Raw genomic sequence first — 26,334 nt, 5'->3', positions numbered from 1 at the left:
GGTCAGCCGAGGTCGTGCTCTGCCGGGTCGGTGTTGAGCACCCAGGCGAGCGGCATGCTGGCCCGCACGGCGTAGCGGTCGCCGTCCAGATGGTGCATCGTCACCGTCTGCGCCTGGTCCTGGTCGACCATCCAGTACTGGGGGATTCCTGCGGCGGAGTACTCGCTGCGCTTCGTGACGGTGTCCACGCCCTCGGAACCGGGTGAGACGATCTCGACGACGAGTAGCACGTCGGCCACCGGCAACCAGACGCCATCGGACTGTTCCTTGCTCCACACCACCAGGTCCGGGATGCGTCCGCCGACCCCACCGTGCCGTCCTGGGATGCGTAGCCCCACCGCCTGGGCAAGCCGGTCCGCCGGGATGCCGCCCTGGGCGAGCCACACCATGAGGCGGGTCGCGATGACGGCATGGGTGTATCCCGGCGGCGGCATGATCGAGAGGGCACCCTCGGGAGTGCTCTCGTACCTGTGGCTTTCTACAGCAGCCATCATCGCGGTGAGATCGTCAAGCGTCATGATCTCGTCTCACCTCAGCCTGGATACCGGCCGAGTACGTGGCGTCCACCAGTTCCTGGAGGTGGCGGAGAACGTCGGTCTTGTGGTCGTTCTCCGGGAGATCCTGCTTGCCGGCTTCCACCAGGCCGTGTCGCCAGTGACCGAAGATCTCCACCTGCACGCTGGGGGGCAGTTCATGGACCCAGACAGAGCCGAGGTTGTTGTCGACGATTTCCTGGAGTTGGTCCGCGACCCGCCTGTCGGAGAGTCTTGTGATGAGGAACTCCAACGTCCAGTCGAACAGTCCGCCGGTCGCCGTCCAATCGACGCCGGGCTTCAGCACGATGAGGCCAGCCATCATTTCCCCACAATGAACACTCGCGGGCCAAGGCCGCGATCGGCTATGAACCGCTCGATCGTAGCGATCTGCTCCGCTGAGAACCGCGAAACGTCGACCGGTACGAAGTCGGCCTTGGTCAAATGTCGCTCGATCTGGTACTGCAGTTGGGGCCACTGCTGGTCGAAGTAATGGCCCGGAAAGTTGCCGACCGCGTCATAGGTACGTCCGTTGCTGTCGACCCAGTCGGCGGACGAGCCCTCAGGTGCCCGGGACAGCGTCACCTTCAACTCCCGCTCCAGTTGGGCAGCGGTCTCGGCCTCACTGGGCCGGAACCTGCCGGTCGCCGGGTCCATGCCGAGCTGGCGGAACCGTTCTTCCTCGTCCAGATGCAGCGGCGGCTCGGAGCTGCGAGGAGTGTCGGGAGGGGACGCGTTCCTTCCGCTTGCCGGATCGCCCCGGTGGAGCCGGTTGAGGGCCTGCTTGAGTTTCTCGATGAGGTCGCCGAGGCGGCGCAGTTCCGGCAGCAACCGCCGCAGGCTTGCCAGCAACCCGCGCAGCAGCCGGGCGATCCGCGCCGCCCACGAGCCCACCAGCGTGGTCACCTGCTCCACCACCCACGGCGTGGCGAGTCCGCCGGTGGCGAGTAGTTCGCCCGCGTACACGATGAGGCGGGAGACGCAGGCGGCGATGGCGTCGCGGACGAGGAGCCGGACGGCGGCGACGAGGCCGGCGGCGCCCTCGGTGGCGGCGGCGAGGGTGTCGGCGCCCCGGGCGAGGCCGGTGATCGCCTGGTGCTGCCCGGCGGCCCAGGCCCGGTAGGCGGTGCCGGCGTCGCCGCCCCAGCCGGCGACCTCGGTACGCACCGCGTGGGTCAACTCGACGGCGTCTGCGCGCAGGGCGGCGGCGACGTTGCGCCAGGTCTGGGCGTGGGCGGTGATCTGGGCGGGGTCACCGGCGAGCCAGTCGAGGGCCTCGCTGAGGGGCTTGACGTGTTCGATGAGCCAGGCGATGCCGTACTGGAGCAGCGCGCCGACCGGGTCGGAGACGAGGGCGAGGGCGTCCAGGCCGGCGCTGACCACGCCGAGGCTGCCGTCGATCCAGCTGTCGGTGCGGACGCCCTGGGCGATGAGTTCGATGTCCTCGCAGATCCAGATCCCGGCCCATGCGCTGGGGCCGGCGTCCGACGCGGTGGCGACCAGCGGGTTGCCGGTCACCGACGGTTCCGTATCTGGTCGAGTTGTCGGGCGGCGCGGGTGTCGGCGGCCCGGTAGCTCTCGGCGCTGCGGCGGAGCTTGCCGGCGGTGTCGCGGACCGATCCGGCGGCGGTGTCGACGCCGTCGACCAGGGTCCGTTGGAGGCCGCCGAGCAGCGTCGGCATGATCGCGCAGAGCTGCCCGTACGCATCGGCGTCGAGCCGGACGTGGTCGCCGGCCTGTCGGGCGGTGTCCAGGCTGTCGGCGCGGCGGTCGAGGTGGGCGGCGTGCGTGGTCAGGTCGTCCGGATCGACCCGGATGCCGTCACCGGTGAGCATCCGGGGTGTCCTGGCCGGGGTCGAGCCGCTGCCGGTGCGACGCGATGATCGCCTGGGCGGTCGGGTCGTCGGCACCGAGGACCCGGGTGGTGGCCTCGGTGAGCTGCCGCAGCAGGTCGGTGCGCGCGGCGTGGGCGGTGGCCATGATCTGCCGGGCGGTGTGGGCTGCGGAGTGTCGCCGGGTCTGTTCGTCGAGCCGCAGGTCGACCAGCAGACCGGTGGGGTCGACGGTGACCTCGACGGTCCGGTCCGGGCTGCGGGCGGTGCCGGTCAGGGTCTGCACCTGTGCGGCGAGGCGCTGCGCCCGCTCCGCCCGGTCGGTGAACGATGCCTCCCACCCGTCGAGGCGGCGGGTCGCCGCGTCCAGGGCAGCCTCATCCGCCCACATTCCACCCTCCCCGGGGGACAGTCACCGACGCCGGCCCGGCCTGGCCGGGACGCCTCGGTCAACGGCGGACCGTGGTCACCGATACCGTACCAACCGGTTACGCAAGGCAGTGTCCCGTCGGAGCCGGTCTCGGCGGACGGCCGCGACCCGGGGTGTCGAGTCGGCTTCCCGACTGGGGCGCGACGATCCGGGGGTTGTCCGGGGGTGCCACACCGTCCATTATGCTCACAGCGCGTGCCGGCGACGATGCCCTCGGTAGTCACGCGTCTGAACGAAGGGACCTCTGCATGAACTGGACCGAGCGGATCAGCCCACTGCTGCGGCGGCGGGGCCCGGGGACGACCACCCCGCTGCGTGCCGTCCTGGCCCTGCTCGCCGTGCTGGTCGCGGGGGTCGCCGCCACGCTCGCCGTCGCGACGCCGGCCAGCGCCGCGACCACCACGATCTGCAAGAGCTCGCCGATCCCCGCCGGCTACGTGATCATCGCGGAGGGCTCGTCGGCGTCCTGCCCGTACAGCTTCCCCAACACGTGGACGATCACCACGCCCTCCACCACCTCGACCACCGTGATGTGCAAGGCCTCCGCCGTGCCGACCGGCTACGTGATCCTGGCCGAGGGCTCGTCGGCGTCCTGCCCGTACAGCTTCCCCAACACCTGGACCATCAAGATCCCGCCGACCGGCTCGGCGAGCGTGATGTGCAAGGCGTCCACCCTGCCGTCCGGTTTCGTGATCATCGCGCAGGGGTCGTCGGCGTCCTGCCCGTACAGCTTCCCCAACACCTGGACCATCACCACCCCGTCCACCACGGGCATCACCACCATCTGCTCGGCCTCGCCGATCCCGGCCGGCTATGTCGTGGTCGGCACCGGGTCCTCGGCGTCCTGCCCCTACAGCTTCCCGAACACCAGGAGCATCAGGCTGCCCTGACCGGCGGGCTCCGGCTGCGGCCCCGGACGGGGGCCGTGGCCCAGCTCGCCGCCGACGCCGAGCCCCGCGCGTCGCGCCGGTCCGCCCCGGGTGCGTAGAGTTCCCGGGTCGGGCCGGCGGTCGGCCCCGGATGGCAGGGCGGGACGATAGCGGACATGACGGTGGACAACGTCGGACAATCGGGCAACGCCGACAGCCGGGGGCGCGACGCCGGCACCCCGGGTGTCGACCAGGACGAGTTGGCGGTCGCGCTGCGGGTCTTCGCGGCGCTGGAGGCGCTGCCCAGCGACCACCCGGACGTGGTACGGGTGCAGCGGGCCACCGCCCGGCTGTTCAAGATGGTGAAGCAGCGGCGACGCGAGGAGCGGCGGGAGAGCGTCCTGGCCCACGACCGCGCGGTCACCGCCGCCACCGCGACGGGTGCACCGGGCCGGATCGACGACGAGACCAAGGGCATCCCGCTCGCCTCACCGACCGCCGGTGACTCCGCCGGCACCCTGATCAACCCGCGCGGCTGCTACATCTGCAAGACCCGCTACCGCCAGGTCGACGCGTTCTACCACCAGCTCTGCCCCGACTGCGCCACCCTCAACCGGGAGCGCCGCGACGCACGGTGCGACCTGACCGGGCGGCGGGCGCTGCTCACCGGGGGACGTGCCAAGATCGGCATGTACATCGCGCTGCGCCTGCTGCGCGACGGCGCGCACACCACGATCACCACCCGGTTCCCGCACGACGCGGTCCGCCGCTTCACCGCCATGCCGGACAGCGCCGACTGGCTGCACCGGCTGCGGGTGGTCGGCATCGACCTGCGCGACCCCGCCCAGGTGGTGGCGCTGGCCGACTCGGTCGCCGCGCAGGGCCCGCTGGACATCCTGATCAACAACGCCGCGCAGACGGTACGCCGCACCCCCGGCGCGTACGCCCACCTGGTCGCCGCCGAGTCGGCGGCGCTGCCCGAGGGGCCGCTGCCGGAGCTGCTCACCTTCACCGGTGGCCGGGGCGTCACCCTGGCGCTGCCGGACGGGACCGTGCCGGCGGCCGCCATCGCCCCGCATGCCCTCACCGCGCTGGCGCTGACCGGCCGGTCCGCCACGCCGGAGCGGATCGCCGCCGCCACCGCCATCGACGCCGGTGGGCTCGCCCCCGACCTCGGGGACACCAACAGTTGGGTGCAGCGGGTGCACGAGGTCGACCCGGTCGAGCTGCTCGAGGTGCAGCTGTGCAACGTCACGGCCCCGTTCGTGCTGGTCAGTCGGCTGCGGCCGGCGTTGGCCGCCGCACCGGCCGGGCGGTCGTACGTGGTGAACGTGTCGGCGATGGAGGGGCAGTTCGCCCGGGGTTACAAGGGGGCGGGGCACCCGCACACCAACATGGCCAAGGCGGCGCTGAACATGCTCACCCGCACCAGCGCCGAGGACATGCGCGCCGACGGCATCCTGATGACCAGCGTCGACACCGGCTGGATCACCGACGAGCGTCCCCACCCGACGAAGATGCGCCTTGCCGACGAGGGCTTCCACGCCCCGCTGGACCTGGTCGACGGGGCCGCCCGGGTGTACGACCCGATCGTCCGGGGCGAGCGGGGCGAGGAACTCTACGGTTGCTTCCTCAAGGACTACGCGCCCTGCGCCTGGTGAGCGGCGGTCGCGGTGGGCGGACGGACCCGCAGCCGGGCCGTGGTCGCGCCCGGGACGGCCGCCTCCGGGGTCAGGCGACCCGGGGGACCGGCAGCACGCCCCGGTGGGTGGTGCCCGAGATGTCGCCGGTCTGGTCGACGACCGGTGACCTCGGTGCGACCCGGGCGGCGGCGTCGACCGGGCCGGGTGGCCCACCGGCGGGCGGGACGGCCGGCAGCACCGTGGTCGGGGCGAGCGAGGCCCCGATCTCGGCCAGCAGGCCGTGCAGCCGGGACACGTCGTCGAGGGCCATCCGGAACGAACCCCGACACGTCACGCCGCTCCACAGGGACAGCACCACTGCTCCGCGTTCCGGGTGGTAGCTGACCCGCATCGTCCGTTCGTCGCTCCGTACGTCGGTGAACAGGTCACCGAAGCTGGGCATCGGCAGTACCTCTCCCATCGATCCAGCATGCCCGAGCCGGCGGCGCCGGGGAAGCCCCGACGGATCAGTCGGGCAATCGGGGCATCTCCAGGCCGGGGCGACGGCCGAGCAGGGTGGCCCGGGTCAGCGCCGCCGCCCCGAACCGGTCCCGGACGGCGTCGACGGCGCTGTCCAGCTCGATGTCCCGGTCGGCGTCGAACGGCAGTTCGGGCTGCACCGGGGCGTCGTCGAGGTTGCCCACCGCCACCCCGATCAGGGTGACCCCGCGTCGGGTGAGTTCGGGCTGGGCGGCGCGCAGCAGCGACCGGGCGGTGTTCAGCAGCGGTGTCGTCCGGTCGGTGGCCCGGCGCAGCGTCCGGGACCGGGTGGCCGAGGTGTAGTCGGCGAACCGCAGCCGCAGGGTCACCGTCCGGCCGGTGCGGCCGGCGGCCCGCATCCGGCGGGCCACCCGGTCGACCAGCCCGGCCAGCGTCGCATCGACGTCGGCGGGGGAGTGCGGCCCGGCCCCCAGGGCGTGCTGCGCGCCCATCGACGACCTGCGCCGGCCCACCTGCACCGGCCGTGGGTCGCGGTTGTGGGCCAGCGCGTGCAGGTGCCCGCCCGCGCCGACGCCGAGCAGCGACTCGAGGGCGGGAACGTCGAGGCGGGCGACCTGGCCGACGGTCCGGATGCCCCGGGCGCGCAGCTTCGCCGCGGTGACCGGGCCGACACCCCAGAGCCGTTCCACCGGCAGCGGGTGCAGGAATGCCAGCTCGCCGTCGGGCGGCACCTCCAACAGGCCGTCCGGCTTGGCCACCCCGCTGGCGACCTTGGCGAGGAACTTCGTCCGGGCCACCCCGACCGTGATGGGCAGCCCGACCTGCTCGCGCACCACCCGACGCAGCCGGGTCGCGATCTGCACCGGCGATCCGGCGAGCCGGCGCAGGCCCCCACGTCGAGGAACGCCTCGTCGATGGAGAGCCCCTCCACCCAGGGGGTGGTGTCCCGGAAGATGGCGAACACCGCCCGGCTCGCCGCCGTGTACGCGGCCATCCTCGGCGGCACCACGACCGCCCCGGGGCAGAGCCGCCGGGCCTGCCGGCCGCCCATCGCGCTCTGCACGCCGTACGCCTTCGCCTCGTAGCTGGCCGCGAGGACCACCCCGCCGCCGACGATCACCGGCCGGCCGCGCAGCCGGGGGTCGTCCCGCTGCTCGACCGAGGCGTAGAACGCGTCCAGGTCGGCGTGCAGGATGCGGGCTCCGGTCGACACCGAACCATGCTCGCACACATGTTCGAAGAATGGTGCTGAGCTGCCCGGTTCGGGTCGCGGGTCAGCGCTGGGCGGTGGCCGAGGGGAGGGCGCTGCCACCCCGGGGTGCCTCGCCGGCCATCAGCCGGGCGATCTCCGCCCGGTCGGCCGCCGACGGCAACCCCCACTGCGGCTGGTAGCCGTAGACCTCCCGCAGGGGGCGGGCCGAGGTCCGGCCGTCGAGGATCTCGACCGCGTCGGTGTCGATCAGCCCCGGATGCTCCACCCCGCACGCCTCGGCGACCTTGACCAGATCCCGACGCAGGGTGCCGATGTAGTTCGCCGCCCGCACCGACTTGCGGGCCGGGTCCAGCCCTCGGGCCAGCCAGGCGTTCTGGGTGGCGACGCCGGTGGGACAGGTGTCGGTGTGGCACTTCTGGGCCTGGATGCAGCCGATCGCCAGCATCGCCTCCCGGCCCACGTTGACCAGGTCGCAGCCGAGTGCGAAGGCCACCACGGCGTTGTCCGGCAGGCCGAGCTTGCCCGCGCCGACGAAGACGGTCTGCTCGTGCAGTCCCCGCTCGGCGAAGGTGCGGTAGACCCGGGCGAAGCCCTGCTGGAACGGCAGCGACACCGAGTCGGTGAAGATCAGCGGCGCGGCGCCGGTGCCGCCCTCGCCGCCGTCGACGGTGACGAAGTCGACGCCCCGGCCGGTGTCGCGCATCAGCGTGGTCAGCTCCTCCCAGAACCCCAGGTCGCCGACGGCGGACTTGATGCCGACCGGCAGTCCGGTCTCGGCGGCCAGCAGCTCCACCCAGTCCAGCAGGCTGTCGCAGTCGGAGAACTCGGCGTGCCGCGACGGGCTCACGCAGTCCTGCCCGGGGGTGATGCCCCGGGTGGCGGCGATCTCGGCGGACACCTTCGCCCCGGGCAGCAGCCCGCCCAGGCTGGGTTTCGCGCCCTGGCTGAGCTTGATCTCCAGGGCCCGCACCGGAGCGCCGGCGACCAGGTCGCGCAGCCGGGCGAGGTCGAACCGGCCCCGGGCGTCCCGGCAGCCGAAGTACGCCGTACCGAGCTGGAAGACCAGCTCGCCGCCGTGGCGGTGGTACGGCGACAGCCCACCCTCGCCGGTGTTCTGCAGGCAGCCGGCCAGCGCAGCCCCCTGGTTGAGAGCGGACACCGCGTTGCCGGACAGCGAGCCGAAGCTCATCCCGGAGATGTTGACCACCGACCCGGGGCGGAACGCCTTCGCCCGGCCGCGTGGCCCGCCGAGCACCTTGGCCGCCGGCAGCCGTACGTCGTGCCCGGCGGTCGGCACCGACGACGGGACGGTCCGGGCGAACGTGCGGTGTTTGATGATCGGGTAGCCGGGGCTGCGTTCGATGTCGTTGTCGGTGCCGAAGCCGAAGTAGTTGTTCTCCTGCTTGGCCGAGGCGTAGATCCACCGCCGTTGGTCCCGGGTGAACGGGCGTTCCTCGTCGTTGCCGGCGACGATGTACTGCCGCAGCTCCGGGCCGATCGCCTCCAGCAGGTAGCGGGCCCGCCCGACCAGCGGGAAGTTGCGCAGCAGCGCATGGTCACGTTGGAGGACGTCCCGGGCGGCGAGGCCGGCGACGGCGGCGGCGATCACGGGTACGGTGCGGCGGGCCCACGTCATGCCGGCCACACTCCCCGCTGCCGCCGTCGCCCAAACAGCCTGCCGGTGTGGCGTGTGGTCAGTGCCGCAGCGACTGCCGCACGATGCCGCCGACCAGGGCGCACCAGGTTTCGGTGGAGACCGTGCCGGTGCGGGGCAGGCCGTGCAGCGCCTGGAGGTCCTGCACGGCGCGGCGGGTGGCCGGGTCGTAACCGCCGGTGACGGTGACCTCGGCGTAGCCCTTCCAGTTCAGGATGAACTGCACCGCCTGCACGGGCAGGCCGGTGGCGTCGCGGTCGAGTTCGGGCGCGAGGGTTTCCCAGGTGGGGGCGGTCAGGGTGGCGTCGACGTCGACCGGGATGCCGTTGCGGGCCTGCCAGTCGCCGACCGCGGCGACGGTGGCGGCGTCGAACGTGCCGCTCGGGGTGACCGGGTAGCCGCGGTGGGCCAGCAGGTACTGGGCGACCTGGACACCGGGGGCGTTGACGAAGCGCCACAGGTCGGGCCAGCGGCGGGCCGGTGCCTCGCCCGCCCGGGTGCCGAGCCGGTGCGCGACCTGCCGGCGGATGCCGGGGAAGAGGCGGTAGAACTGCGCGCCGGGGCAGAGCGTGGCGCGGAAGTCCCAGTGGCCGAAGATGTCGTGGGCGTGCAGGCCGTACTGCCGGCAGACGGTGGTGCAGAGCCGGACCAGGGAGTCGAGCAGCGCCTGTGGCGGCGTGTCGGTGACGTAGGTGCCCTCGTTCTCGATGCCGATGGCCCGGCCGTTCTCGCCGGGGCAGTGCGCCGAGACCATCTGCCGGTCACCGGCCCGTAGCCGCTCCAGGCTGCCGTGCCGTCCCTCCAGGACGTACCCGCCCCGGCTGACGGTGAAGTGCTGGCCGGTGTCGGACCAGCCGTTGCCGTCCATGTGCAGGTCCTGGCAGTCGTGGGCCAGGGTGACCGCCTGCTCGCGGGAGTGGTCGGTGACGTTCGGGAAGGCCATGTGGTGCACGATGATCTTGTTGGTGGGGATCGTGCTGACCGACAGCGGGTCGGCGGGCGGGCGGGCGTCCCACTCGTCGCAGTCGATGATCCAGTCCAGGTCCGCGCCCGGGGCGGCCTCGGCGACGCCCGGCAGGGCCAGGTCGGACCCGACGACCGTGACGGTGGCCGCGCCGAGACCGGCCCGCAGCAGCGTACGACGGTCGAGTGCGGGGCGTACGACGGACATGGCATCTCCTCGGCGAGCGACGGCGGCGCTGACGACGAAAACTAGCTCCAGTGACTCCGCGTGTGATGGAGGATATTGCCACTCCGGCGGTCGGCGCTAGAGGGCGGCATCGATCGATTCTGCCCGTCTTCGAGGCGTGCCGGGCAGAACTGTCCGAATGTCCTGCCGTCGGGGGATGGACCCGGGGCGACCGCTCAGTCGGCGACGGCGAAGTCGTCCAGGGCGGCCAGCAGGTGCCGCCGGGTCTGCGCCGTGCCGAAGTGCCCCGCCCCCTCGACCACCTGCAGGCGCGAGCCCGGCCAGGCCCGGTGCAGCTCCCAGGCGGTCGCCAGCGGGCTGCCCAGGTCGACCCGGCCGTGGATCAGCACCCCCGGGATGCCGGCGAGCCGGTCGGCGTGCCGGATCAGCTCACCCTCGGCCAACCAGGCCCCCTGGGAGAAGTAGTGCGCGCAGATCCGCACCATCGCGGTCCGCTCGGCCGACGGGCGGTCACCGTACGGGTTGCCCACCCCCTCGGCGGAGACCACCGCGTCCTCCCAGGCGCACCAGTCGCGCACCGCCCGCTCGCGGACCGCCGGGTCCGGGTCCTGCACCAGCCGGGCGTACGCGCCGACCACGTCGTCGTCGGGGCCGACGCCGCCGCCGGCGAGGAACCGTTCCCACTCGCGGGGGAAGTACCGGCCGACACCCCGGTAGAGCCAGTCGATCTCCGACCGGCGGGTGGTGGTGACCGCCCCGATCACGATCGCCGACACCCGCTGCGGGTGCCGCTGCGCGTACGCCAGCAGCAGCGTCGAGCCCCACGAGCCGCCGTAGAGCAGCCACCTGTCGACGCCCAGGTGCCCGCGCAGCCGTTCCATGTCGGCGACCAGGTGCGCGGTGGTGTTGTGCCGCAGGTCGGTGGCCGGGTCGGCGGCGTGCGGGGTGCTGCGTCCGCAGTTGCGCTGGTCGAACAGGACCACCCGGTAGCGGTCGGGGTCGAAGTACCGCCGGGCCCACGGGCCGCAGCCCGAGCCCGGTCCACCGTGGACGACCAGCGCGGGCCGCCCGGCCGGGTTGCCGCACACCTCCCAGTAGACCGCGTTGCCATCGCCGACGTCGAGCATGCCCTGGTCGTAGGGCTCGATCGGTGGGTACCGCTCGTCCATCGGTGGCCTCCCCGGGAGCGCGAGATACAACAGCGCTGTTACATTACGGCATGCCCGACGAACCGTCCGACCCCGCACTGCTCGGCACCCGACTGCGGCACCTGCTCGACCTGCTCGACGGTGACGTCGCCGCCGTCTACGCCGACCTCGGGCTGCCCGGCTTCCGACCCCGCTACACCCCGGTGCTGATCGCGCTGGACCGCCTCGGGCCGGCGTCGATCCGTACCCTGGCCGGGGCGACCGGGGTGACCCACTCCGCCGCCAGCCAGACCGTCGCCCGGATGGCGGCCGACGGGCTGGTCACCCTCACCCCCGGCGTCGACGCCCGGCAACGCGTCGTCACCCCCACCGACCGGGCCCGGCACCTGCTGCCCGTCCTGCACGCCGAGTACGCCGCCACCGCCACCGCCGCCCGCCGGTTCGAGGCGGAGCTGGCGTACCCGCTGAGCCGCCTCGTCGACGAGGCGCTGGCCGCGCTGCGGCAGCGGCCGATGCGGCAACGCATCGCCGACATCGCCCCGCAGTTCGCCCGTCCGCCCGCGACGGGCGGACAGCCCCCGACCCCACCCCGGTGACCGAAAGTAATCTTCGCAGCCGGACGACCGGAGGCGAGGAAACAACCGTTGCGCCGATTCACCGCAGCTCCCGCCGGGTAAGAATGATCAGTGTGGCCCTGACCTGTGACCAGTCCCGGCGGACCGGAAAGGCCGGCGGGTGACCGGCGACTGGCGGTTGTCCGGCTACACCCCGGTACGGCAGCTCGGCGCGGGCACGTCCGGCCCGGTGCTGCTCGCCACCCACGACGCCACCGGCACCCCGGTCGCCATCCGCTACCTGACCCCGGCCCTCGGCGGCGATCCGGCCTTCCGGATGGCCCTGCGCGAGCAGGCGCGACTGCTGGTCGAGGTGGACGACCCGCACGTCTGCCGCCTCTTCGAGTACGCCGAGACGCACGCCGCCGCGGCGATCGTGGTGGAGCTGGTCAACGGCGTGCCGCTGCGTCAGCTGCTGCGCACGCGCGGCCCCATCGGTCCGGAGGCCGCGCTCTGCGTCCTCAAGGGCTCCCTCGCCGGGCTCGCCGCTGTACACGCCCGCGGTGTGGTGCACGGTGACCACCGCCCCGACAACGTGCTCGTCACCCGCGACGGGTGGCCCACGCTCACCGACGTCGGCATCACCCCGCCCACCGGCAACCGGCACTACCAGGCCCCCGAGCAGTGGACCGGGGCCCCCGCCGAGCCGGCCGGTGACATCTACGCCGCCACCGCGACCTTCTTCGAGTGCCTCACCGGCCGACCTCCCTACGACGGACGGGACCTGGCCACCCTGCGCGCGCAGCACAGCGCCACCCCGATCCCCGGCACCCCGACCCCCGCCCCGGTGCACGATCTGCTCCGCCACGGCCTGGCCTGGTGCCCCGCCGACCGGACCCAGCCCGCCGAGATCTTCCTCACCGAGCTGGAACACACCGCCGCCCGCTCGTACGGCGGGGAGTGGGAGGAACGGGGGCGGCGTCAGCTGGCCCAACGGGTCGCGCTGCTCGCCGCCTGCCTCCCCTTCCCCGAGGGTGCCCCCGGGCACGTCGACCCGGCCGCCGTCGACCCCGCCGGGCCCCACCCGGGCCCCCGGCGCGGCGGCACCCGCAACGCCCTGGTCGGTGTCGGGCTGACCGCGGCACTGCTGGTCGGCGTCGTCGGGCTGGGCTACGTCGCCCGCGGGCCCGGGGCGTTCACCCTCGCCGACGGTGCCGTCGGGCCGGGAGCGACCGCCGCCACCACCCGCAGCCCCGCGCCGCTCGCCGCCGCCCCGGCCATCAGCGTCGTGCCGCCGGAGCCGAGCCGCAGCCCCACCCCGGCGGCGACCACGACGGACCCACCGCCCACCAGCCCGGCCCGGTCGGCCACCGCCGCCACCACCCGGGTACGCACCCCGAGTCCCACACCACCGGCCACGCCGATCAGCCCGCTGCTGCCCCCCGACGTGTTCCCGCCGACGGTGTCGGCCGTGGACGCCAGCCCGGCCACGGTGGAGCCGAAGGGCTGCCCCGACGTGGCCACCTCGACCACGGTCACCGCCCGGGTCCTCGACGACGGGGCTGCCGGCGACCTGCTGCGGGTGTCGTTGCGCTACACCCTCGACGGGGCCACCCGCACGGTCGCCATGACCCAGACCGGCCCGGACACCTTCGCGGGCACCCTCGGCGACCTGCCGACGCCCCCGGCGACCACCAGGATCCCGGTCCAGGTGATCGCCGTCGACGACGCCGGCAACGCCTCCGCCCCCACCGGCCCGGTGGTGGTGTCACTGCTGCCCACCTGCACGTCGGGCTGACCGTCCGGTCCGACCGGAGTTTCCGGCGCACCGGCCGGGGGTAGCTTCGGGGGTCGACCGAGCTGACGGTGGAGGACCACGGATGACAGACAACTTCGGCGACGCGGCGGGTGACGCCCTCCGCGCGGTGCTGCTGTTCCTGCCCAAGGCGGTCGCCTTCGTGGCGATCCTGGTGGCCGGCTGGCTGATCGCGAAGGCCGTCCGCAGGATCGTCGACAAGGTGCTGGAGCGGGTGCACTTCGACCGGGCCGTCGAGCGTGGCGGCATCAAGACCGCCCTGGCCCGCTCCCGCTACGACGCCAGCGACATCGTCGCCAAGCTCGCCTACTACGGGGTGCTGCTGGTGACCCTCCAACTCGCCTTCGGCATCTGGGGGCCCAACCCGATCTCCGACCTGATCGCCGGGGTGATCGCCTGGCTGCCCCGGGCGTTCGTCGCCATCGTCATCGTGGTGGTCGCCGCCGCGATCGCCAACGCGGTCAAGGACATCATCAGCAGCGCGCTCGGCGGCCTGTCCTACGGCCGGGTGCTGGCCAACATCGCCTCGGTGTTCATCCTCGGGCTCGGGGTGATCGCCGCCCTCAACCAGATCGGTGTCGCCACCGCGGTCACCACGCCGGTGCTGATCGCCGTCCTCGCCACCGTCGGCGGAATCCTCGTCGTCGGGGTCGGCGGCGGACTGATCCGTCCCATGCAGGCCCGCTGGGAGTCCTGGCTGACCCGTGCCGAGCAGGAGTCCCGCACCATCGCCACCCACGCCCGTGCCTACCAGGCGGGCCGGCAGGACGTCGCTGCCCGGTTGGGCCCGTACGCGCAGGCCGAGCGCACCCCGCCGGTGCCCACCGCCGCCACACCCACCCCACCGACGTCGCTGGACGACGACGCCGAGCGCACCCAGGTGGTGACCCGCCCCGACGACGCCGAGGCGACCCAGGTCCTGCCACGGTCCGACGAGGCGGAGCAGACCCAGGTCGTGTCCCGTCCTGCCGACCCGGAACCGACCCCACCGGCAGCGCCGGGCGCGGACCGGGACGTCACCGACACGTCAGGCGTCGCGGTGCCGCGCCAGGCCGGGCCGGTGGACGGCTCCACCACCGACAGTGAGGCCACCATGGTCATTCCCCCGCTGGACCCGGGCACGCCCCGAGGCTGAACAGCGCAGGCGGCGGGGCGGGACCGGACCAGGGTCCCGCCCCGCCGCCGTGTGCACCCCGCAGGGCCGCACCCCAGGGCCGCGACGGGCTAGCATCGGCGGATGACCTGGCGATGTTGATCCGGCCCTGAAGGCCGAAGCCGCGGGCCGCCGCGGACGCCGTACCTCCCGCGTCCGTTCCGTCCCGTGGAAAGGCCCTGATGACCCTCACCTGCACACGGGTGCCCGACACCCGTGTCCGCCGACTGTCGACCACGCTCTACTGCTACCTGTTCCTCGACGACCTTGTCCTGCTCTATCCGGTGTACGTCCTGCTGTTCAGCGACACCGGCCTCACCGTCGGGCAGATCTCCGGGCTGTTCGTGCTCTGGTCGATGACGGCTGTCCTGCTGGAGGTCCCGTCCGGGGCCTGGGCCGACACCGTCTCCCGCCGCCTGCTGCTCTGCCTCGCGCCGCTGCTCACCGGGGCCTGCTTCACGTTGTGGGTGCTGGTGCCGTCGTGGTGGGCGTTCGCGCTCGGCTTCGTGCTCTGGGGTGCCGCCGGCGCGTTCGGCTCCGGCGCCCTCGAGGCGTTGGTCTACACCGAACTCGACCGGCTCGGCGCTGCCGGACGGTACGCCCGCACGATGGGCCGGGCCCGGACCGCCGGGGTGCTCGGCGTGCTCGCCTCGCTCGGTCTGGCCGGCCCGGTCCTCGCCGTCGGTGGGTGGCCGGCGGTCGGCGCGGCGAGCGTGCTGTCCGGTGTGCTGGCCGCCACCGTGGCCACCCGGTTCCCGGAACACCGTCCCGCCGCGCCGGCCGCCGGCTCGTCGACCGTGCCGGTCCCCGGGCCACCGGACGGCGCGGAGGCCGAAGTGGGCTGGTGGGCGAGCCTGCGCACCGGTCTCGCCGAGGCACGCGCCGACCGGCGGGTACGTGCCGCCGTGCTGCTCGTCCCGGCGGTGACGGCACTCTGGGGCATCCTCGACGAGTACACCCCGCTGCTGGCCCGGGACACCGGTGTCCCGACGTCCACGGTGCCACTGCTGCTCCTGCCGGTCTGGCTCGGGATGACCGTCGGCGGCCTGCTCGCCCCGACGGCGGAGCACCTGTCCACCCGGGGGTACGCGGCGCTGCTCGCCCTGGCCGCGGTCGCGCTGGCCGGCGGGGCCGTCGTACGACATCCGGGCGGCTTCGTGCTGCTCGGCGTGGCGTTCTGCGCCCTGCAACTGGCCACGGTGCTCGCCGACGCCCGGTTGCAGGCCCGGATCACCGGCCCGGGGCGGGCGACGGTCACCTCGCTCGCCGGGATGGGCACCGACCTGGCGATGATCGTCGCCTACGGCGGTTACGCGCTGGTCGCCACGACGGGCGGGCACGCGATGGCGTTCGCGGCGGCGGCCGGGCCCTACCTGCTGGTCGCCGCCGCGTTGCTGGTGTCGGGGCGGTCCGGTGCGGTGCCGCGGCCCCGCCCGCCGGGGGAGGTGGTTTCGTGAGCCGGCACCGGGGCGGTGAGCGGGCGGCGGCGGACGTGCGCCGTTGCCGAGGGGCCGACGCCCGCCGCCGGGGCTCCCGGGCCCGGGCGCGATCGGCGTCGCCGGGATCAGCCCGGCAGCGCGTCGAGGTAGACCCAGTTGCCGTCCTCCCGGACGAACCGGCTGTGCTCGTCCACGGTGCCCGGCTGCCCGGCGTCGCGGTAGTGGGCGCGGAACGCCACCGTGCCGGTGCTGTCGAGCAGGCCGCCGCGCGTGCGTTCCACGATCTCCAACCGGGTCCACCGCTGGGCGGGATCGAGTCGTAGCCCGCCCGGCCGGGTGCGGGAGTGCCAACTGCGCAACAGGTAGGCGGGGTCGCCGACGGCGAAGGCGCTGAACCTGGACCGCATCAACGCCTCCGCCGTCGGGGCCGTACCCTCGCCCCGGTGCAGCGGCCCGCAGCAGTCGTCGTACGACAGCCCGGTGCCGCAGGGGCAGGACCGCCGGGATGCGTCTTTGGCCATGACGCCCATCCTGCCGCACGCCCCGTGACCGACGATCGGGCCGCCCCCTGGGTGGGGGCGGCCCGTGTCGGTGTTCGGGGTCAGGAGGTGTAGCCGCGGGTGGCGATCCAGTCGGCGAGGTTGTCGACGCTCATCCGGTAGGACGCGGTGTTCGGGTTGGCGGAGTCGCCGATGGTGACGGTCTTGCCGGCGTCGCGGTAGCCGATGACGCTGATGTAGTGGCCGCCTTCGAAGGCGTGGGTGGTGCCGTCGGTGTCGGTGGCGGTGCCGGCGATGTTGGCGACTACGGCGCGGCCGTCGTCGATGGTGCGGACGATGTCGGTGCGGAGTTCGTTGGTCTGCTTGTCGTCGGCCTTGGTGGTGCGGATTTCGGTGCTTTCGTAGGCTTTGCGGCCGGTCTGCTTGTTGAGTACGGGGGTGATGTCGTTGATGCTGTCGGTGCCGTTTTCGGTGGTGCGCATTTCCTTGGCCATGGCGTCGACGTCGATGTTCTTGCCCTGGACGGACAGGGCGTTGCGGGTGGCGGCGGGGCCGCAGTAGTAGAAGTTGGGCTGGGGCTGGTAGTTCATCGTCAGTTCACGCTCGCCGGCGGGTCGGCGTTCGGTCTGCGCCGTGGTGGGGGTTCGGGCGTCGGCGGCGTGGGCGGTGGTCAGTGGGCCGGCGATGGCGCCGGTGGTGAAGGCGAGGCCGGCGGCGGTCAGGGCGGTCTTGCGGATCAGATCGGTACGCATGGTCGCGTGCTCCTCTGCATTCGGGGGTGTGGCGGACGCCCTCAGGGGGTGGGGCGTGGCCGGAAGTTCAGGGGATCGCCTGGCGGTCGGGGGGGACCTGCTCGGGCGTCCAGGGAGGTGTAACCGACCCGGTGGCGACCGCATTCCGCGGTCGGGGTTCCGGGGCCGTCCCCCCCCGGGGGGTGGGGGAGTGGCGGTGGTATGCCAGGTACAACGCCCCGGCCCCGGCGACGATTCCGCCGTGCGGGTGGCCCCGGCCACGGGACACCGCACCCACCGGGGACGGCCCGCCGATCACCGGACGACCGCGCCGCCGCGGAACCGGACACCACGCCCGAAACCACCTCCACCGGCGTAAGCACCCACCCGGTCCCATCCGCCGCCCGGTGACCGCCACCGCCCGACCCCGCGCAGGGCGAACCCGCCATCCCGCGCGGAAACTGCGGTACCGGCACGAGGCGGGTGCCGGACGGGCACGGCGGCGGGTGCCCGGACCCCTCATCGGTCCCAGCCGGGCGTGCCGTGCCGGGCTGCCGGCGGTCCGGCTGTCGACGCGGCCGGACCCCGGCCGGCGGGATCAGAGCCAGCCGGATCGGCGGAACATCCGGTGCAGGGTGAATGCCGCCGTCGCCATCAACGCCAACGCGGCCGGGTAGCCGTACCGCCAGGACAGCTCGGGCATCCGGGCGAAGTTCATCCCGTAGACGCCGGCCACGGCGGTCTGGGTGGCGGCGATCGCCGCCCACGCCGCGATCTTGCGCATGTCGTTGTTCTGGTCGACCGCGAGCTGGGTGAGCCGGGACTGCAGGATCGAGTTGAGCAGCTCGTCGTAGGAGGTGATCCGGTCGACGGCCCGGGTGAGCCGGCCCTCCACGTCGACGTACCAGCGGCGCAGCCCCGCAGGCGGGCCGTCGTCCGGGCCGGAGACCAGGGCGCGCAACGGCTCCTGGAGCGGCAGCACCGCCCGCTTGAACTCCACCAACTCCCGTTTGAGCTGGTAGATCTGCTGAATGTCGGCGTTGTGCTCCGGGGCGAAGACGCTCTCCTCGACCCGTTCCAGGTCCTGCTCGAGGTGGGCGGCGACCTCCAGGTAGAGGTCGACCATCCGGGCGGTCACCGCGTACGCCACCGCCCACGGGCCCTCGGCGAGCAGCGACGGGCGGCCCTGGATCGCCTGGCGGACCGGCGCGAGGGCGCCGGAGGCGCCGTGCCGGACGGTGACCACGAACCGGTCGCCGAGCAGCACCATCACGTCACCGGTGTCCACCACCTCGGAGGTCGCGGTCAGGTCGCCCTGGGCGACGTAGGCGGCGGTGCGCAGCACCAGCAGGGTGACCGGGCCGTGCCGCTGCACGGTGGGCCGGTGCCCGTCGGCGAGGGCCTGCGCGACTGTCAGCTCGTCGAGACCGAAGACCTGCCCGACGGCGGCGAGCACCGCCGCGCCCGGGTCGTGCAGCCCCAGCCACACGAACGCGTTGCGGCTGCGCCGGGCCCGGGCGTACGCGTCGGCGTAGTGTGGCCGGCCGGTCTCCCGGCGGCCGTTGACGTAGACCGCGCAGTCGACCACGGCATCGGGGTTGACCCGTCGGGTGGTGGCGGTAGTGGTCTCCCCGGCCTGTCGGCGTAGCCGGCCGACCAGGGTGTGCAGTCGGGGACCGAGCAGGGTCGTCAGCGCTCGCCGCTCCACCGGGTACCTCCGCCTCGCCGCCCGTCCGCCGGCCCACCGTAGTAGGCCGGCGCGACAGGGGTGGGGCCGGGTGACGGTCAGCCGACGGCGGTGGCCCGCACGACGATGTTGTCGGAGTAGTCGCGGGACCGTTCGTCGAACCGCCCCCCGCAGGTGACCAGGCGCAACGCCGGCCCAGGTCCGCCCGGCCCGTAGACCAGCGCGGTGGGGAAACCCCGCTTCGGGTACGTCCCGACCCCGTCGACGGCGAAGGTGACGGTCCGCCCGTCGGCGCGGGTCACCCGGACGGTGTCGCCGGGGCGCAGCCGCCCGAGGTCGAAGAAGACCGCCGGCCCGTCCCGGGTGTCGACGTGCCCGACGACGACGGCGTTGCCCGCTTCGCCGGGGCTGGCCCCCGGCCGGTACCAGCCGGCGACGGCGGGACTGTCCAGTGGGGGCACCTCCAGGGTGCCGTTCGGATCGCCCGCCACCGGCACCAGGTCGGCGTGGACGCCGATGGCGGCGATGTCGATGCGGACCGGCGTGGAGCGGGGCAGGGCCGGGATCGGGGAGCGGCTGCTGTTGCCGCCGCTGACGTCGATGCTCGGCTGGGGTGGCCCGACCGGTCCGATGGTCAGCCCGGCGGCGAGCAGGGCGATCCCGGCGGCACCGCTGACCGTGACCGCCGTGACGGCGGTGCGGGTCCGGACCGTCCATTCGCGTACGCCCATCGCCCGTCCTCCCCGACGTCCGACGTGGTCGGGGTGCCCGCGCCGGTTCGCGCCGGTGCGGGCACCCGTCCCAGGGATGGTGTGTGGCTCGCCGTCAGGCGACCCGGCGTCGGTCGCGCCGGGGTCGCCGCCGGCCGTCAGCCGACGGTGGCCGCCGCCCGGCGTCGGCGGCGCAGCAGCACGGTGGTGCCGAGCGCGGCGGCCCCGGCGAGCGCGCCACCGGCGGCCAGCAGGCCGGTGTTGCCGGTGCCGCCGCCACCGCCGGCGGGTGCCCCGCCGATCGGTGTGACGGCGAAGGTGGCGCTGCCGGCGGCGCTGCCGTCACCGCAGGTGGCGGCGACGGTGTAGGTGCCCAGCGTGAAACCGGCGGTGAAGAGTTCGGCGCTCAGCCCACCGCCGGCGGCGGCGGTGGTGGAGCGGACGTTCTGGTCCCGGTCCGGGCCGGTGACGTGGAAGAGCACGTCACCGGACTTCGGGTTGCAGGTCGTCGCGGTGAGCACGACCGTTCCGCCGACCGGGGTGCTGGCCGGCGACACCGTGGTGTCCGCGAGCGCTGCCGTCGGGAGCAGGAGCGTGCCGAGTCCCACGCCGAGCGCCGTCGTTACGAGAACCTTCTGTGCCTTCATACGCGTCTTCCCTCACTTTTCGTCCGCTGTCTGCGTGGGACGTCGTTCGGGTGGCCAACTCCGTAACTCACCGGTGTGGCCAACACTAGGAGGGTTGACCCACCGTAACGGGGTAAATGAGAAATCTTCGTTGCCGTCACGTGTTTTCCCCTGCGCCGCCGAGCGGCGGAAATGCCGGGACAGTGCGGACACCCCGCCCCGACCACAACCCAGCCTCCTAGGATGCCCTAGCGGCTGTGACCCACTGCGCGCGGCACAGACCGTACCCACCCCGACAAACCGCCAGCCGCCTTCCGGGACAGGAGGCGGCTGGCGGACACGGCCCGGCGAAAGGTCAGCGGCGACGGGCCTGGAGGGTGTACGTCTGGGGGAGTCGCCACGGGCGTTCGGTCAGCCGCCACTCGCCGTGCCCGTCGCGGACCTGCCGCCCCGGCAGCGCGTCCCAGGGGGCGCTGTCGTGCTCGCACAGCATGGTCAGCTCCAGCCCGGCGTCGAGCAGGGCGGTGACCACCTCGCCGAGACCGTGGTTCCACTCGTGCGTCGTGTTGTGGGTGAACGTCGCCTCGGTGCTCACATAGGTGCCGCCCTCGTCCCACACCACCGGTTCGGTGCGCTCGAAGTACGGGTGCTCGACGGCCAGCAGGCCGTCCGGGCGGGTCTCGTCCAGGGCCCACAGCATCGGGTGCCCCTCGCGCAGGAACAGCCGCCCGCCCGGCCGCAGCAGGGCGGCGACCACGCCCGCCCAACGCCTGATGTCCGGCAGCCAGCACAACGCGCCGACGCCCGTGTAGACCAGGTCGAAACCGCCGACACCGAGGACGTCGGGCGCGTCGTAGACGTCGGCCTGGACGAAGTCGACGGCCGCGCCGGTGCGCTCGGCCAGCGCCCGCGCCTGGGCCAGCGAGGCGCCGGAGAAGTCCAGGCCGGTCATCCGCGCGCCGAGCCGGTGCAGCGACACGGTGTCGGTGCCGATGTGGCACTGCAGGTGCACGCCGCGCAGCCCGGCCACGTCACCGAGGCGGGGCAGGTCGAACCGGACCACCTCGCTGAGGTACGCCGGGTCGGCGGCGAACCGGTCCACGGCGTAGTCCGGGGAGGCGGCGTGGGCGGCGGCCCGGTCGTCCCAGCTGGCCCGGTTGAGGGCGCGGTAGTCGGTGCCGGGCCGACCGGGGCCCGGGTCGTCGTTGTCAGTCACCGGCTGACGGTGGCAGATGCCGGTGGTCCGCTCAACGGCAATTCGGTGGCCGACCGCCCCGAGCCGGTGGACGACGGTGGGTGTCCGACCTGGCTGGTAGGTTGCCGGACCGTGACGGGGGAGGGCCTGGACGCCCGGTTCGGCCGGCTCTGGGCGGCGAGCACGCTGTCGGCGCTGGGCAGTGGCATGGCCACGGTGGCGGCCCCGCTGTACGCGGCGGCGCGTAGCGACGACCCGCTGGTGGTCGCCGCCGCCGCCGGGGCGGCCTGGCTGCCCTGGCTGCTCTTCGCCCTGCCCGGCGGGGTGCTGGCCGACCGGCTGGACCGGCGGCGGTTGATGGTGGTCATCGACTGGGTGCGGGTGGTCGCCCTGGTGTCGCTGGGCGCGGCGATGCTGGCCGGGCGGGCCGGCATACCGCTGCTGTACGCCGTGCTGTTCGTGGTGAACACCGGCGAGATCGTGTTCCGGTCGGCCAGTCAGGCGATGCTCCCCACGCTGGTGCCGACGTCCCGGCTGGAACGGGCCAACGGCTGGCTCGGCGGCGGCACCACGCTGGCCCAGGGGATGCTGGCGGGCCCGCTCGGCGGGTTCCTGTTCGTGCTCGCCGAGAGCCTCCCGTTCCTGGTCAACGCCGGCACGTACGCGCTCAGCGCGGTGCTCGTCGCGCTGATCGCCGGGTCGTACCGGGGCGGTGGGGAGGCGGTCCCATCGGCGGCCCGGTCGGTGCGCGCGGAGATCGGGGCGGGTTTCCGGTTCCTGCTCGGCCAGCGGCTGCTGCGTGCGATGGCCGTGCTGATCGGCCTGCTCAACCTCACCCTGACGGCCGCGATGGCGGTGCTGGTGCTGCTCGCGACGCAGCGGCTCGGTCTGGACTCCGTCGGTTACGGCCTGCTGTTCACCAGCATGTCGGTAGGTGGACTGCTCGGCGCGGTGGTCGGTGACCGGCTCATCGCCCGGGTCACCCCGACCTGGACGGTGCGGATCGGGCTGCTGGTCGAGGCGGGGCTGCACCTGACGCTGGCCGCCTCGACCAGCGCCTGGCTGGTCGGGTTCGCGCTGTTCGCGTTCGGCGTGCACGGCGCCCTGTGGGGGATCGTGTTCCACTCGCTGCGGCAGCGGCTGACCCCGTCGGAGCTACGTGGCCGGGTCGGTGCGACGACGCTGTTCATCGCGGCCGGCGGCAACTGCGCGGGCGCGCTGCTCGGCGGGGTGGTGGCCGGCACGTTCGGGTTGACCGCACCCTACTGGGCGGGGTTCGTGGTGGCCGTTGCCGTGTCCGCGGCGACCTGGCGGGTGTTCGACCGGTCCGCCGTCGCCGCCGCCTACGCCGGCACGGCACCCCGGCAGCCCGTCACGTCAGGCGGGGACGGGTAGCACCGTCCGTTCGGCGGCCGAGCGGTGCGCCAGCTCGATCAGCTCCACCGTGCGTACCGCGTCGCGGGGGTCCACCGGCAGCGGCCCGTCGCCGCGCAGCGCTGCGGCGACCTGGGCGTAGAAGTCCTGGTAGCGGCCCGGTTCGGTGGGCACCGGCCGGAGGTCGTCGCCCGCGCCGAGCAGGCCGTACCGGTCGGGGGTGACCTCGCCCCAGCCGGGGGTGCCGGGTCGGCCGCCGTGGCGCAGCGCGTCCTCCTGCCCGTCGAGCCCGTGGCAGGTGTATCCGGCCCGGTCGCCGAGGACCCGCAGTCGGGGGCCGAGTCGGGCGGTGACCGCGCTCATCCACAGGTGGGAGCGGACCCCGCCGACGTGGGTGAGCGCCACGAACGCGTCGTCGTCGACCTGTGCGCCGGGTCGCCGCCGGTCCACCTCGGCGTAGACGGTGCCGACCGGCCCGAACAGCTGTACGGCCTGGTCGACGAGGTGGGCGCCGAGGTCGTAGAGGACGCCACCGGCGTCGGCCGGGCTGCCGCCTTCCCGCCAGCCGGCCCTGATCTGCGGTCGCCAGCGTTCGAAGCGGGACTCGAAGCGGGTCACCCGGCCCAGCGCGCCGTCCTCGACCAGCCGTCGTACGGTGCGGAAGTCGCCGTCCCACCGGCGGTTCTGGAACACGGTCAGCGGGACGCCCCGGTGGTGTGCCTCGTCGACCAGTGCGCGGGCGTCGTCGGCGGTGGCGGCGAGCGGCTTGTCCACCACCACCGGCAGCCCGGCGGCGACCGCCGCGCGGGCGTGGGGCACGTGGGAGGCGTTCGGGGTGGCCACCACGACGAGGTCGAGGGCGTCCGGGTCGGCCCACAGCGCCCCGGCGTCGTCGACGACCCGGGCGTCGGGGTGCTCGGCGGCCAGTTGCTCCCGGCGTTGCGGGTCGGCGGTGACGACGGCGCTCAGCCGCAGGCCGGGGGTGGCGGCGATCAGCGGGGCGTGGAAGAACCGGCCGGCGACGCCGTAGCCGAGCAGCCCGACCCGCAGTGGCTGGCGCGTGCTGTCCGTCATGCTGGGTTTCCCCGATCGTCGGCGCTGGTCGTCCGGTCGCACCGAACCTACGCGTCGCCGGTGACCGGCCGGTTCAGGCCCCCGTGGGGTCGGTCACCCAGCCGGCGATCAGCACCAGACCGGTGGGGCGGTGCACGGCGAGGAAACCGAACGGGCGGTCGACGTCGAGGCGGATCCGTCGTCGACGGACGGTGGTGCGGGGTGGCGCGGAGCCGGCCCGCATGCCGATGGCGGTGACGGCTGCGGCGCGGAATCCGGTGGCGGTGAACTCGGCCCGGGCGCTCTGCCGGGCGTCGGAGACCGACAACTGGGGGCTGATGTCGGGGAAGTGGTCGCCGTCGCGTCCGGCGGCGACCAGGCCGAACAGGTCGGCGTGGTCGAGCAGGTCGTGGTCGCCGGTGACGGTGAACCCGACGGTACGCACCAGCAGCTCCGGGCGGTCGTCGTACCCCTGGACGGTGTCCTCGGTGACGCCCGGCCCGGCCGGTGCGGGCAGGGTCGCGGGGTGGTCGAGGGCGGTGAGCGCGGCGGGGAGCACCCGGGCGGCCGGTTGTCCGGCCGGGCCGAGGGCGAGCAGCACGTCGACGTCGGCGTCCCCGGTGACGGTGAGCAGGCTGATCGGGCCGGCGGGGGTGTCGGCGACCCGTAGCGAGGCCGGGTCGCCGCCGCAGCGGTGCAGTCCGGCCAGTGGGCGGCCCTGCCACGGCCCGGTCGTCGGCTGGCAGTGGGCCGGCCGGAACGGGGTGGCCCAGTCGACCAGCACGGTCAGCGCGTTCGCCAGCACCAGGGCGGTGCCCGGCCGGACCTGGATCGGCAGCCGGTCGATCAGGTCGTCGGTCTGCTCCCGTACCCACTGGTCGAGTCGCGGCTGGTCGACCGTCGGGTCGCCGGTCAGCTCACCCCGGGTCGTGTTGTCCAGTTCGGTGCGCCACCGCCGGCCCAGGGGCAGTCCGGCGCGGGACCAGAAGCCGGTTGCCAGCCGGGTGGTGGGGGAGTCGACGGGGGTGGCCGGGGTGGGGGCGACGGCGTGCAGTTCGTCGCGGGCCGGGCCGGTGGCGTACCGGGCGAGCAGGGCGAGCAGCGGGTACACCCCGGCGCCGGACAGGACGGTCTGCCGGTCGTCCAGTCGGGCGGCCCAGCGGGCGGTGAGGGCGTTGGCGGACGGGCTCATGGGGCGGCACGCTACCCGGGTACGCGGCCGGCGGCGTGCCGCCACCGGTGGGCGGCCCGGTGTGGGCGGGTGCGCGTGGTGGGGTGGGGTCCGTGCCGCTGGTCGGTGGTGGTGTGACAGCGTGGCCGGGTGGGTGTGCGCGTACCGGCCGAAGTCGACCTGGCCGTCGTCGGTGGCGGCGGGGCCGGATCGCTGGTCCTCGCGGCGTTGGCCCGGCACGTGCTGCCGGGGCTGCGGGTCGCCGTGGTGGACCCGGTGCGCAAGCGTGGTCAGGACCGCACCTGGGCGTTCTGGGGCACCCCGGGGGGCGACCTGGAGCCGATGCTCAGCGCCAGCTGGTCGCGGGTGGAGGTGGCCACCCCGGCCGTCGCCCGGGTGTTGGACCTGACCCCGTTGCGGTACGCGATGCTGCGCTCCGCGCCGGTGTACGAGCGGGCCGCTGAGGCGGAGCAGCGGCTCGGTGCGGTCCGGTACGACGCGGCGGTGGGGGTGCTCGACGACGACGGCTCGGCGGTGTCGGTGCGCGACACCGACGGGCGGGCGGTGCTGCGGGCCGGCTGGGTGCTCGACTCGCGTCCCCGTCTACCGCGTCGGCCCGGCCGGACGGCCTGGTTGCAGCACTTCCGGGGCTGGTGGTTGGAGTCGTCGACGCCGGTGTTCGATCCGGGGCGGGCGGTGCTGATGGATTTTCGCACCCCGCAGCCGCGACGGGGTGTCTCCTTCGGCTACGTGCTGCCGGTCAGTGACCGGTACGCGCTGGTGGAGTACACCGAGTTCTCCCCGGCGGTGCTCTCCGACGCGGGCTACGACGCGGGGCTGCGCGGGTATGCCGGGCTGTTGGGTCTGGACCTGGCGGCGTTGACGGTGCGGGAGGTCGAGGACGGGGTGATCCCGATGACGGACGCGCCGTTCGACCGGCGGCCGTCGCCCCGGGTGGTGCGGTTGGGCACCGCCGGTGGGGCGACCCGTCCGTCGACCGGGTTCACCTTCTCGGCGATGCACCGGCAGGCCGGGCAGGTCGCCGCCGCGCTCGCCGCGGGTCGGCCGCCGGTGCCCCGGGCGGCGTATCCGGGGCGGCACCGGTGGATGGACGCGGTGGCGTTGCGGGCGTGGGATTCCGGTGCGGTGGGTGGTCCGGAGTTCTTCGACCGGCTGTTCGACCGGAACCCGGCGTCGCGGGTGCTGCGTTTCCTCGACGGGGCGACCACCCCGGCGGAGGATCTGGCGGTGATGCGGTCCAGTCCGCTGTTGCCGATGACCTCGGCGGTGTTCGGTGACGCGGCCGGTCGGTTGCGCGCCCGGTTGACCCGGCGCTGAGGGCACGGCGACGGTCGCCGGTGGACCGGAGCGGT

General features: G+C 74.0%; 25 protein-coding genes and 1 pseudogene. 8 read left to right on the top strand and 18 right to left on the bottom strand.

Features of this window, described 5'->3' with window-relative positions; translation table 11 throughout:
- Positions 1-2: 2 nt before the first annotated feature.
- From J7462_RS04840 to J7462_RS04820, 5 genes are read right to left on the bottom strand one after another with little or no spacing between them, the layout of a single operon-like run.
- Positions 3-518, bottom strand: coding sequence for a Uma2 family endonuclease (locus J7462_RS04840; RefSeq protein ID WP_219462158.1), 516 nt, complete (start codon positions 516-518; stop codon positions 3-5).
- On the bottom strand, positions 508-858 hold the full coding sequence (locus J7462_RS04835) for a hypothetical protein (protein WP_255597584.1): 351 nt from the start codon (positions 856-858) through the stop codon (positions 508-510). Before J7462_RS04835 ends, J7462_RS04840 begins: the two co-directional genes overlap by 11 nt.
- Complete coding sequence (locus tag J7462_RS04830) at positions 855-2,051, bottom strand: WXG100 family type VII secretion target (RefSeq protein WP_219462157.1); 1,197 nt, start codon at positions 2,049-2,051, stop codon at positions 855-857. The genes J7462_RS04835 and J7462_RS04830 overlap by 4 nt, the downstream gene beginning before the upstream one ends.
- The gene (locus tag J7462_RS04825) at positions 2,048-2,368 is read right to left on the bottom strand and encodes a type VII secretion target (RefSeq protein WP_219462156.1); all 321 of its coding nucleotides are present in this window, start codon (positions 2,366-2,368) and stop codon (positions 2,048-2,050) included. The genes J7462_RS04830 and J7462_RS04825 overlap by 4 nt, the downstream gene beginning before the upstream one ends.
- The gene (locus J7462_RS04820; RefSeq protein ID WP_219462154.1) at positions 2,355-2,756 is read right to left on the bottom strand and encodes a YbaB/EbfC family nucleoid-associated protein; all 402 of its coding nucleotides are present in this window, start codon (positions 2,754-2,756) and stop codon (positions 2,355-2,357) included. The genes J7462_RS04825 and J7462_RS04820 overlap by 14 nt, the downstream gene beginning before the upstream one ends.
- Before the next feature lie 287 nt (positions 2,757-3,043).
- Here J7462_RS04820 and J7462_RS04815 point away from each other — a divergent pair, with 287 nt between their 5' ends.
- Together J7462_RS04815 and J7462_RS04810 are read left to right on the top strand one after the other, a co-directional pair.
- Positions 3,044-3,685 carry a hypothetical protein gene (locus tag J7462_RS04815; RefSeq protein WP_219462152.1) on the top strand — a complete coding sequence of 214 codons (642 nt, stop codon included), beginning with the start codon at positions 3,044-3,046 and terminating at the stop codon, positions 3,683-3,685.
- A gap of 155 nt (positions 3,686-3,840) precedes the next feature.
- On the top strand, positions 3,841-5,325 hold the full coding sequence (locus J7462_RS04810; protein ID WP_219462149.1) for an SDR family NAD(P)-dependent oxidoreductase: 1,485 nt from the start codon (positions 3,841-3,843) through the stop codon (positions 5,323-5,325).
- A gap of 70 nt (positions 5,326-5,395) precedes the next feature.
- Here the strand turns inward: J7462_RS04810 and J7462_RS04805 are convergent, their stop codons facing one another.
- From J7462_RS04805 to pip, 5 genes and pseudogenes are all read right to left on the bottom strand, one after another.
- Positions 5,396-5,767 carry a hypothetical protein gene (locus J7462_RS04805; RefSeq protein ID WP_219462142.1) on the bottom strand — a complete coding sequence of 124 codons (372 nt, stop codon included), beginning with the start codon at positions 5,765-5,767 and terminating at the stop codon, positions 5,396-5,398.
- Between the two features lie 46 nt (positions 5,768-5,813).
- A pseudogene (dinB, locus tag J7462_RS04800) lies at positions 5,814-7,000 on the bottom strand (DNA polymerase IV).
- Between the two features lie 61 nt (positions 7,001-7,061).
- Positions 7,062-8,636, bottom strand: coding sequence for an FMN-binding glutamate synthase family protein (locus J7462_RS04795; RefSeq protein WP_219462141.1), 1,575 nt, complete (start codon positions 8,634-8,636; stop codon positions 7,062-7,064).
- 58 nt (positions 8,637-8,694) lie between these two features.
- A complete protein-coding gene (locus tag J7462_RS04790) occupies positions 8,695-9,825 on the bottom strand; it encodes an N-acetylmuramoyl-L-alanine amidase (RefSeq protein WP_219462140.1) in 1,131 nt (376 codons plus the stop codon).
- A gap of 194 nt (positions 9,826-10,019) precedes the next feature.
- The gene (gene pip / locus J7462_RS04785; RefSeq protein ID WP_219462139.1) at positions 10,020-10,973 is read right to left on the bottom strand and encodes a prolyl aminopeptidase; all 954 of its coding nucleotides are present in this window, start codon (positions 10,971-10,973) and stop codon (positions 10,020-10,022) included.
- Between the two features lie 50 nt (positions 10,974-11,023).
- On the opposite strand from pip, the gene J7462_RS04780 reads away from it, so the two are divergent.
- The 4 genes from J7462_RS04780 (at position 11,024) to J7462_RS04765 (ending at position 15,932) form a co-directional block, all read left to right on the top strand.
- A complete protein-coding gene (locus J7462_RS04780) occupies positions 11,024-11,548 on the top strand; it encodes a MarR family winged helix-turn-helix transcriptional regulator (RefSeq protein ID WP_219462137.1) in 525 nt (174 codons plus the stop codon).
- 139 nt (positions 11,549-11,687) lie between these two features.
- Positions 11,688-13,304 (top strand): serine/threonine-protein kinase, encoded by a 1,617-nt coding sequence (locus J7462_RS04775; protein ID WP_219462135.1) that lies wholly within the window; start codon positions 11,688-11,690, stop codon positions 13,302-13,304.
- 82 nt (positions 13,305-13,386) lie between these two features.
- A complete protein-coding gene (locus tag J7462_RS04770) occupies positions 13,387-14,457 on the top strand; it encodes a hypothetical protein (RefSeq protein ID WP_219462133.1) in 1,071 nt (356 codons plus the stop codon).
- A 200-nt stretch (positions 14,458-14,657) separates the two neighbouring features.
- On the top strand, positions 14,658-15,932 hold the full coding sequence (locus tag J7462_RS04765; protein ID WP_219462131.1) for an MFS transporter: 1,275 nt from the start codon (positions 14,658-14,660) through the stop codon (positions 15,930-15,932).
- Between the two features lie 107 nt (positions 15,933-16,039).
- Here J7462_RS04765 and J7462_RS04760 read toward each other — a convergent pair whose 3' ends face one another.
- From J7462_RS04760 to J7462_RS04735, 6 genes are all read right to left on the bottom strand, one after another.
- A complete protein-coding gene (locus tag J7462_RS04760) occupies positions 16,040-16,435 on the bottom strand; it encodes a YchJ family protein (RefSeq protein WP_219462129.1) in 396 nt (131 codons plus the stop codon).
- Between the two features lie 80 nt (positions 16,436-16,515).
- Positions 16,516-17,166, bottom strand: coding sequence for a C39 family peptidase (locus J7462_RS04755; protein WP_219462126.1), 651 nt, complete (start codon positions 17,164-17,166; stop codon positions 16,516-16,518).
- Positions 17,167-17,743: 577 nt separating this feature from the next.
- On the bottom strand, positions 17,744-18,853 hold the full coding sequence (locus J7462_RS04750; RefSeq protein ID WP_308290750.1) for a magnesium and cobalt transport protein CorA: 1,110 nt from the start codon (positions 18,851-18,853) through the stop codon (positions 17,744-17,746).
- A gap of 77 nt (positions 18,854-18,930) precedes the next feature.
- Complete coding sequence (locus tag J7462_RS04745; RefSeq protein ID WP_219462124.1) at positions 18,931-19,563, bottom strand: class F sortase; 633 nt, start codon at positions 19,561-19,563, stop codon at positions 18,931-18,933.
- A gap of 137 nt (positions 19,564-19,700) precedes the next feature.
- Positions 19,701-20,189, bottom strand: coding sequence for a hypothetical protein (locus tag J7462_RS04740; RefSeq protein WP_219462122.1), 489 nt, complete (start codon positions 20,187-20,189; stop codon positions 19,701-19,703).
- A 334-nt stretch (positions 20,190-20,523) separates the two neighbouring features.
- Positions 20,524-21,384: a bifunctional 2-polyprenyl-6-hydroxyphenol methylase/3-demethylubiquinol 3-O-methyltransferase UbiG gene (locus J7462_RS04735; RefSeq protein WP_219462120.1), complete on the bottom strand. Its 861-nt coding sequence runs from the start codon at positions 21,382-21,384 to the stop codon at positions 20,524-20,526.
- 111 nt (positions 21,385-21,495) lie between these two features.
- Between J7462_RS04735 and J7462_RS04730 the strand changes: the two genes are divergently transcribed.
- Positions 21,496-22,758: an MFS transporter gene (locus J7462_RS04730; RefSeq protein WP_219462119.1), complete on the top strand. Its 1,263-nt coding sequence runs from the start codon at positions 21,496-21,498 to the stop codon at positions 22,756-22,758.
- Here the strand turns inward: J7462_RS04730 and J7462_RS04725 are convergent.
- Complete coding sequence (locus tag J7462_RS04725; protein ID WP_219462116.1) at positions 22,741-23,811, bottom strand: Gfo/Idh/MocA family oxidoreductase; 1,071 nt, start codon at positions 23,809-23,811, stop codon at positions 22,741-22,743. The two genes, J7462_RS04730 and J7462_RS04725, sit on opposite strands and share 18 nt — an antisense overlap.
- Positions 23,812-23,884: 73 nt before the next feature.
- Positions 23,885-24,982 carry a serpin family protein gene (locus J7462_RS04720; protein WP_219462114.1) on the bottom strand — a complete coding sequence of 366 codons (1,098 nt, stop codon included), beginning with the start codon at positions 24,980-24,982 and terminating at the stop codon, positions 23,885-23,887.
- 129 nt (positions 24,983-25,111) lie between these two features.
- On the opposite strand from J7462_RS04720, the gene J7462_RS04715 reads away from it, so the two are divergent.
- The gene (locus J7462_RS04715) at positions 25,112-26,299 is read left to right on the top strand and encodes a lycopene cyclase family protein (RefSeq protein WP_219462112.1); all 1,188 of its coding nucleotides are present in this window, start codon (positions 25,112-25,114) and stop codon (positions 26,297-26,299) included.
- Positions 26,300-26,334 lie beyond the last annotated feature (35 nt).

It is taken from the genome of Micromonospora sp. RL09-050-HVF-A (assembly GCF_019374995.1).
In the GTDB taxonomy this organism is placed as follows: Bacteria; Actinomycetota; Actinomycetes; order Mycobacteriales; family Micromonosporaceae; genus Micromonospora; species Micromonospora antibiotica.
Note: the sequence above shows the minus strand (reverse complement) of the source record. Positions and strands in the feature narration are given on the sequence as shown.

Excerpts from the sequence above, each read along its gene's own strand:
- J7462_RS04720 (WP_219462114.1), bottom strand. The coding sequence starts at position 24,982 with ATGAGCCCGTCCGCCAACGCCCTCACCGCCCGCTGGGCCGCCCGACTG.
- J7462_RS04760 (WP_219462129.1), bottom strand. The coding sequence starts at position 16,435 with ATGGCCAAAGACGCATCCCGGCGGTCCTGCCCCTGCGGCACCGGGCTG.
- J7462_RS04820 (WP_219462154.1), bottom strand. The coding sequence starts at position 2,756 with ATGTGGGCGGATGAGGCTGCCCTGGACGCGGCGACCCGCCGCCTCGAC.
- J7462_RS04835 (WP_255597584.1), bottom strand. The coding sequence starts at position 858 with ATGATGGCTGGCCTCATCGTGCTGAAGCCCGGCGTCGATTGGACGGCG.
- J7462_RS04805 (WP_219462142.1), bottom strand. The coding sequence starts at position 5,767 with ATGGGAGAGGTACTGCCGATGCCCAGCTTCGGTGACCTGTTCACCGAC.
- J7462_RS04725 (WP_219462116.1), bottom strand. The coding sequence starts at position 23,811 with ATGACGGACAGCACGCGCCAGCCACTGCGGGTCGGGCTGCTCGGCTAC.
- J7462_RS04795 (WP_219462141.1), bottom strand. The coding sequence starts at position 8,636 with ATGACGTGGGCCCGCCGCACCGTACCCGTGATCGCCGCCGCCGTCGCC.
- J7462_RS04770 (WP_219462133.1), top strand. The coding sequence starts at position 13,387 with ATGACAGACAACTTCGGCGACGCGGCGGGTGACGCCCTCCGCGCGGTG.
- J7462_RS04810 (WP_219462149.1), top strand. The coding sequence starts at position 3,841 with ATGACGGTGGACAACGTCGGACAATCGGGCAACGCCGACAGCCGGGGG.
- J7462_RS04780 (WP_219462137.1), top strand. The coding sequence starts at position 11,024 with ATGCCCGACGAACCGTCCGACCCCGCACTGCTCGGCACCCGACTGCGG.
- J7462_RS04755 (WP_219462126.1), bottom strand. The coding sequence starts at position 17,166 with ATGCGTACCGATCTGATCCGCAAGACCGCCCTGACCGCCGCCGGCCTC.
- J7462_RS04740 (WP_219462122.1), bottom strand. The coding sequence starts at position 20,189 with ATGAAGGCACAGAAGGTTCTCGTAACGACGGCGCTCGGCGTGGGACTC.
- J7462_RS04815 (WP_219462152.1), top strand. The coding sequence starts at position 3,044 with ATGAACTGGACCGAGCGGATCAGCCCACTGCTGCGGCGGCGGGGCCCG.
- J7462_RS04790 (WP_219462140.1), bottom strand. The coding sequence starts at position 9,825 with ATGTCCGTCGTACGCCCCGCACTCGACCGTCGTACGCTGCTGCGGGCC.
- pip (WP_219462139.1), bottom strand. The coding sequence starts at position 10,973 with ATGGACGAGCGGTACCCACCGATCGAGCCCTACGACCAGGGCATGCTC.
- J7462_RS04825 (WP_219462156.1), bottom strand. The coding sequence starts at position 2,368 with ATGCTCACCGGTGACGGCATCCGGGTCGATCCGGACGACCTGACCACG.
- J7462_RS04840 (WP_219462158.1), bottom strand. The coding sequence starts at position 518 with ATGACGCTTGACGATCTCACCGCGATGATGGCTGCTGTAGAAAGCCAC.
- J7462_RS04745 (WP_219462124.1), bottom strand. The coding sequence starts at position 19,563 with ATGGGCGTACGCGAATGGACGGTCCGGACCCGCACCGCCGTCACGGCG.
- J7462_RS04765 (WP_219462131.1), top strand. The coding sequence starts at position 14,658 with ATGACCCTCACCTGCACACGGGTGCCCGACACCCGTGTCCGCCGACTG.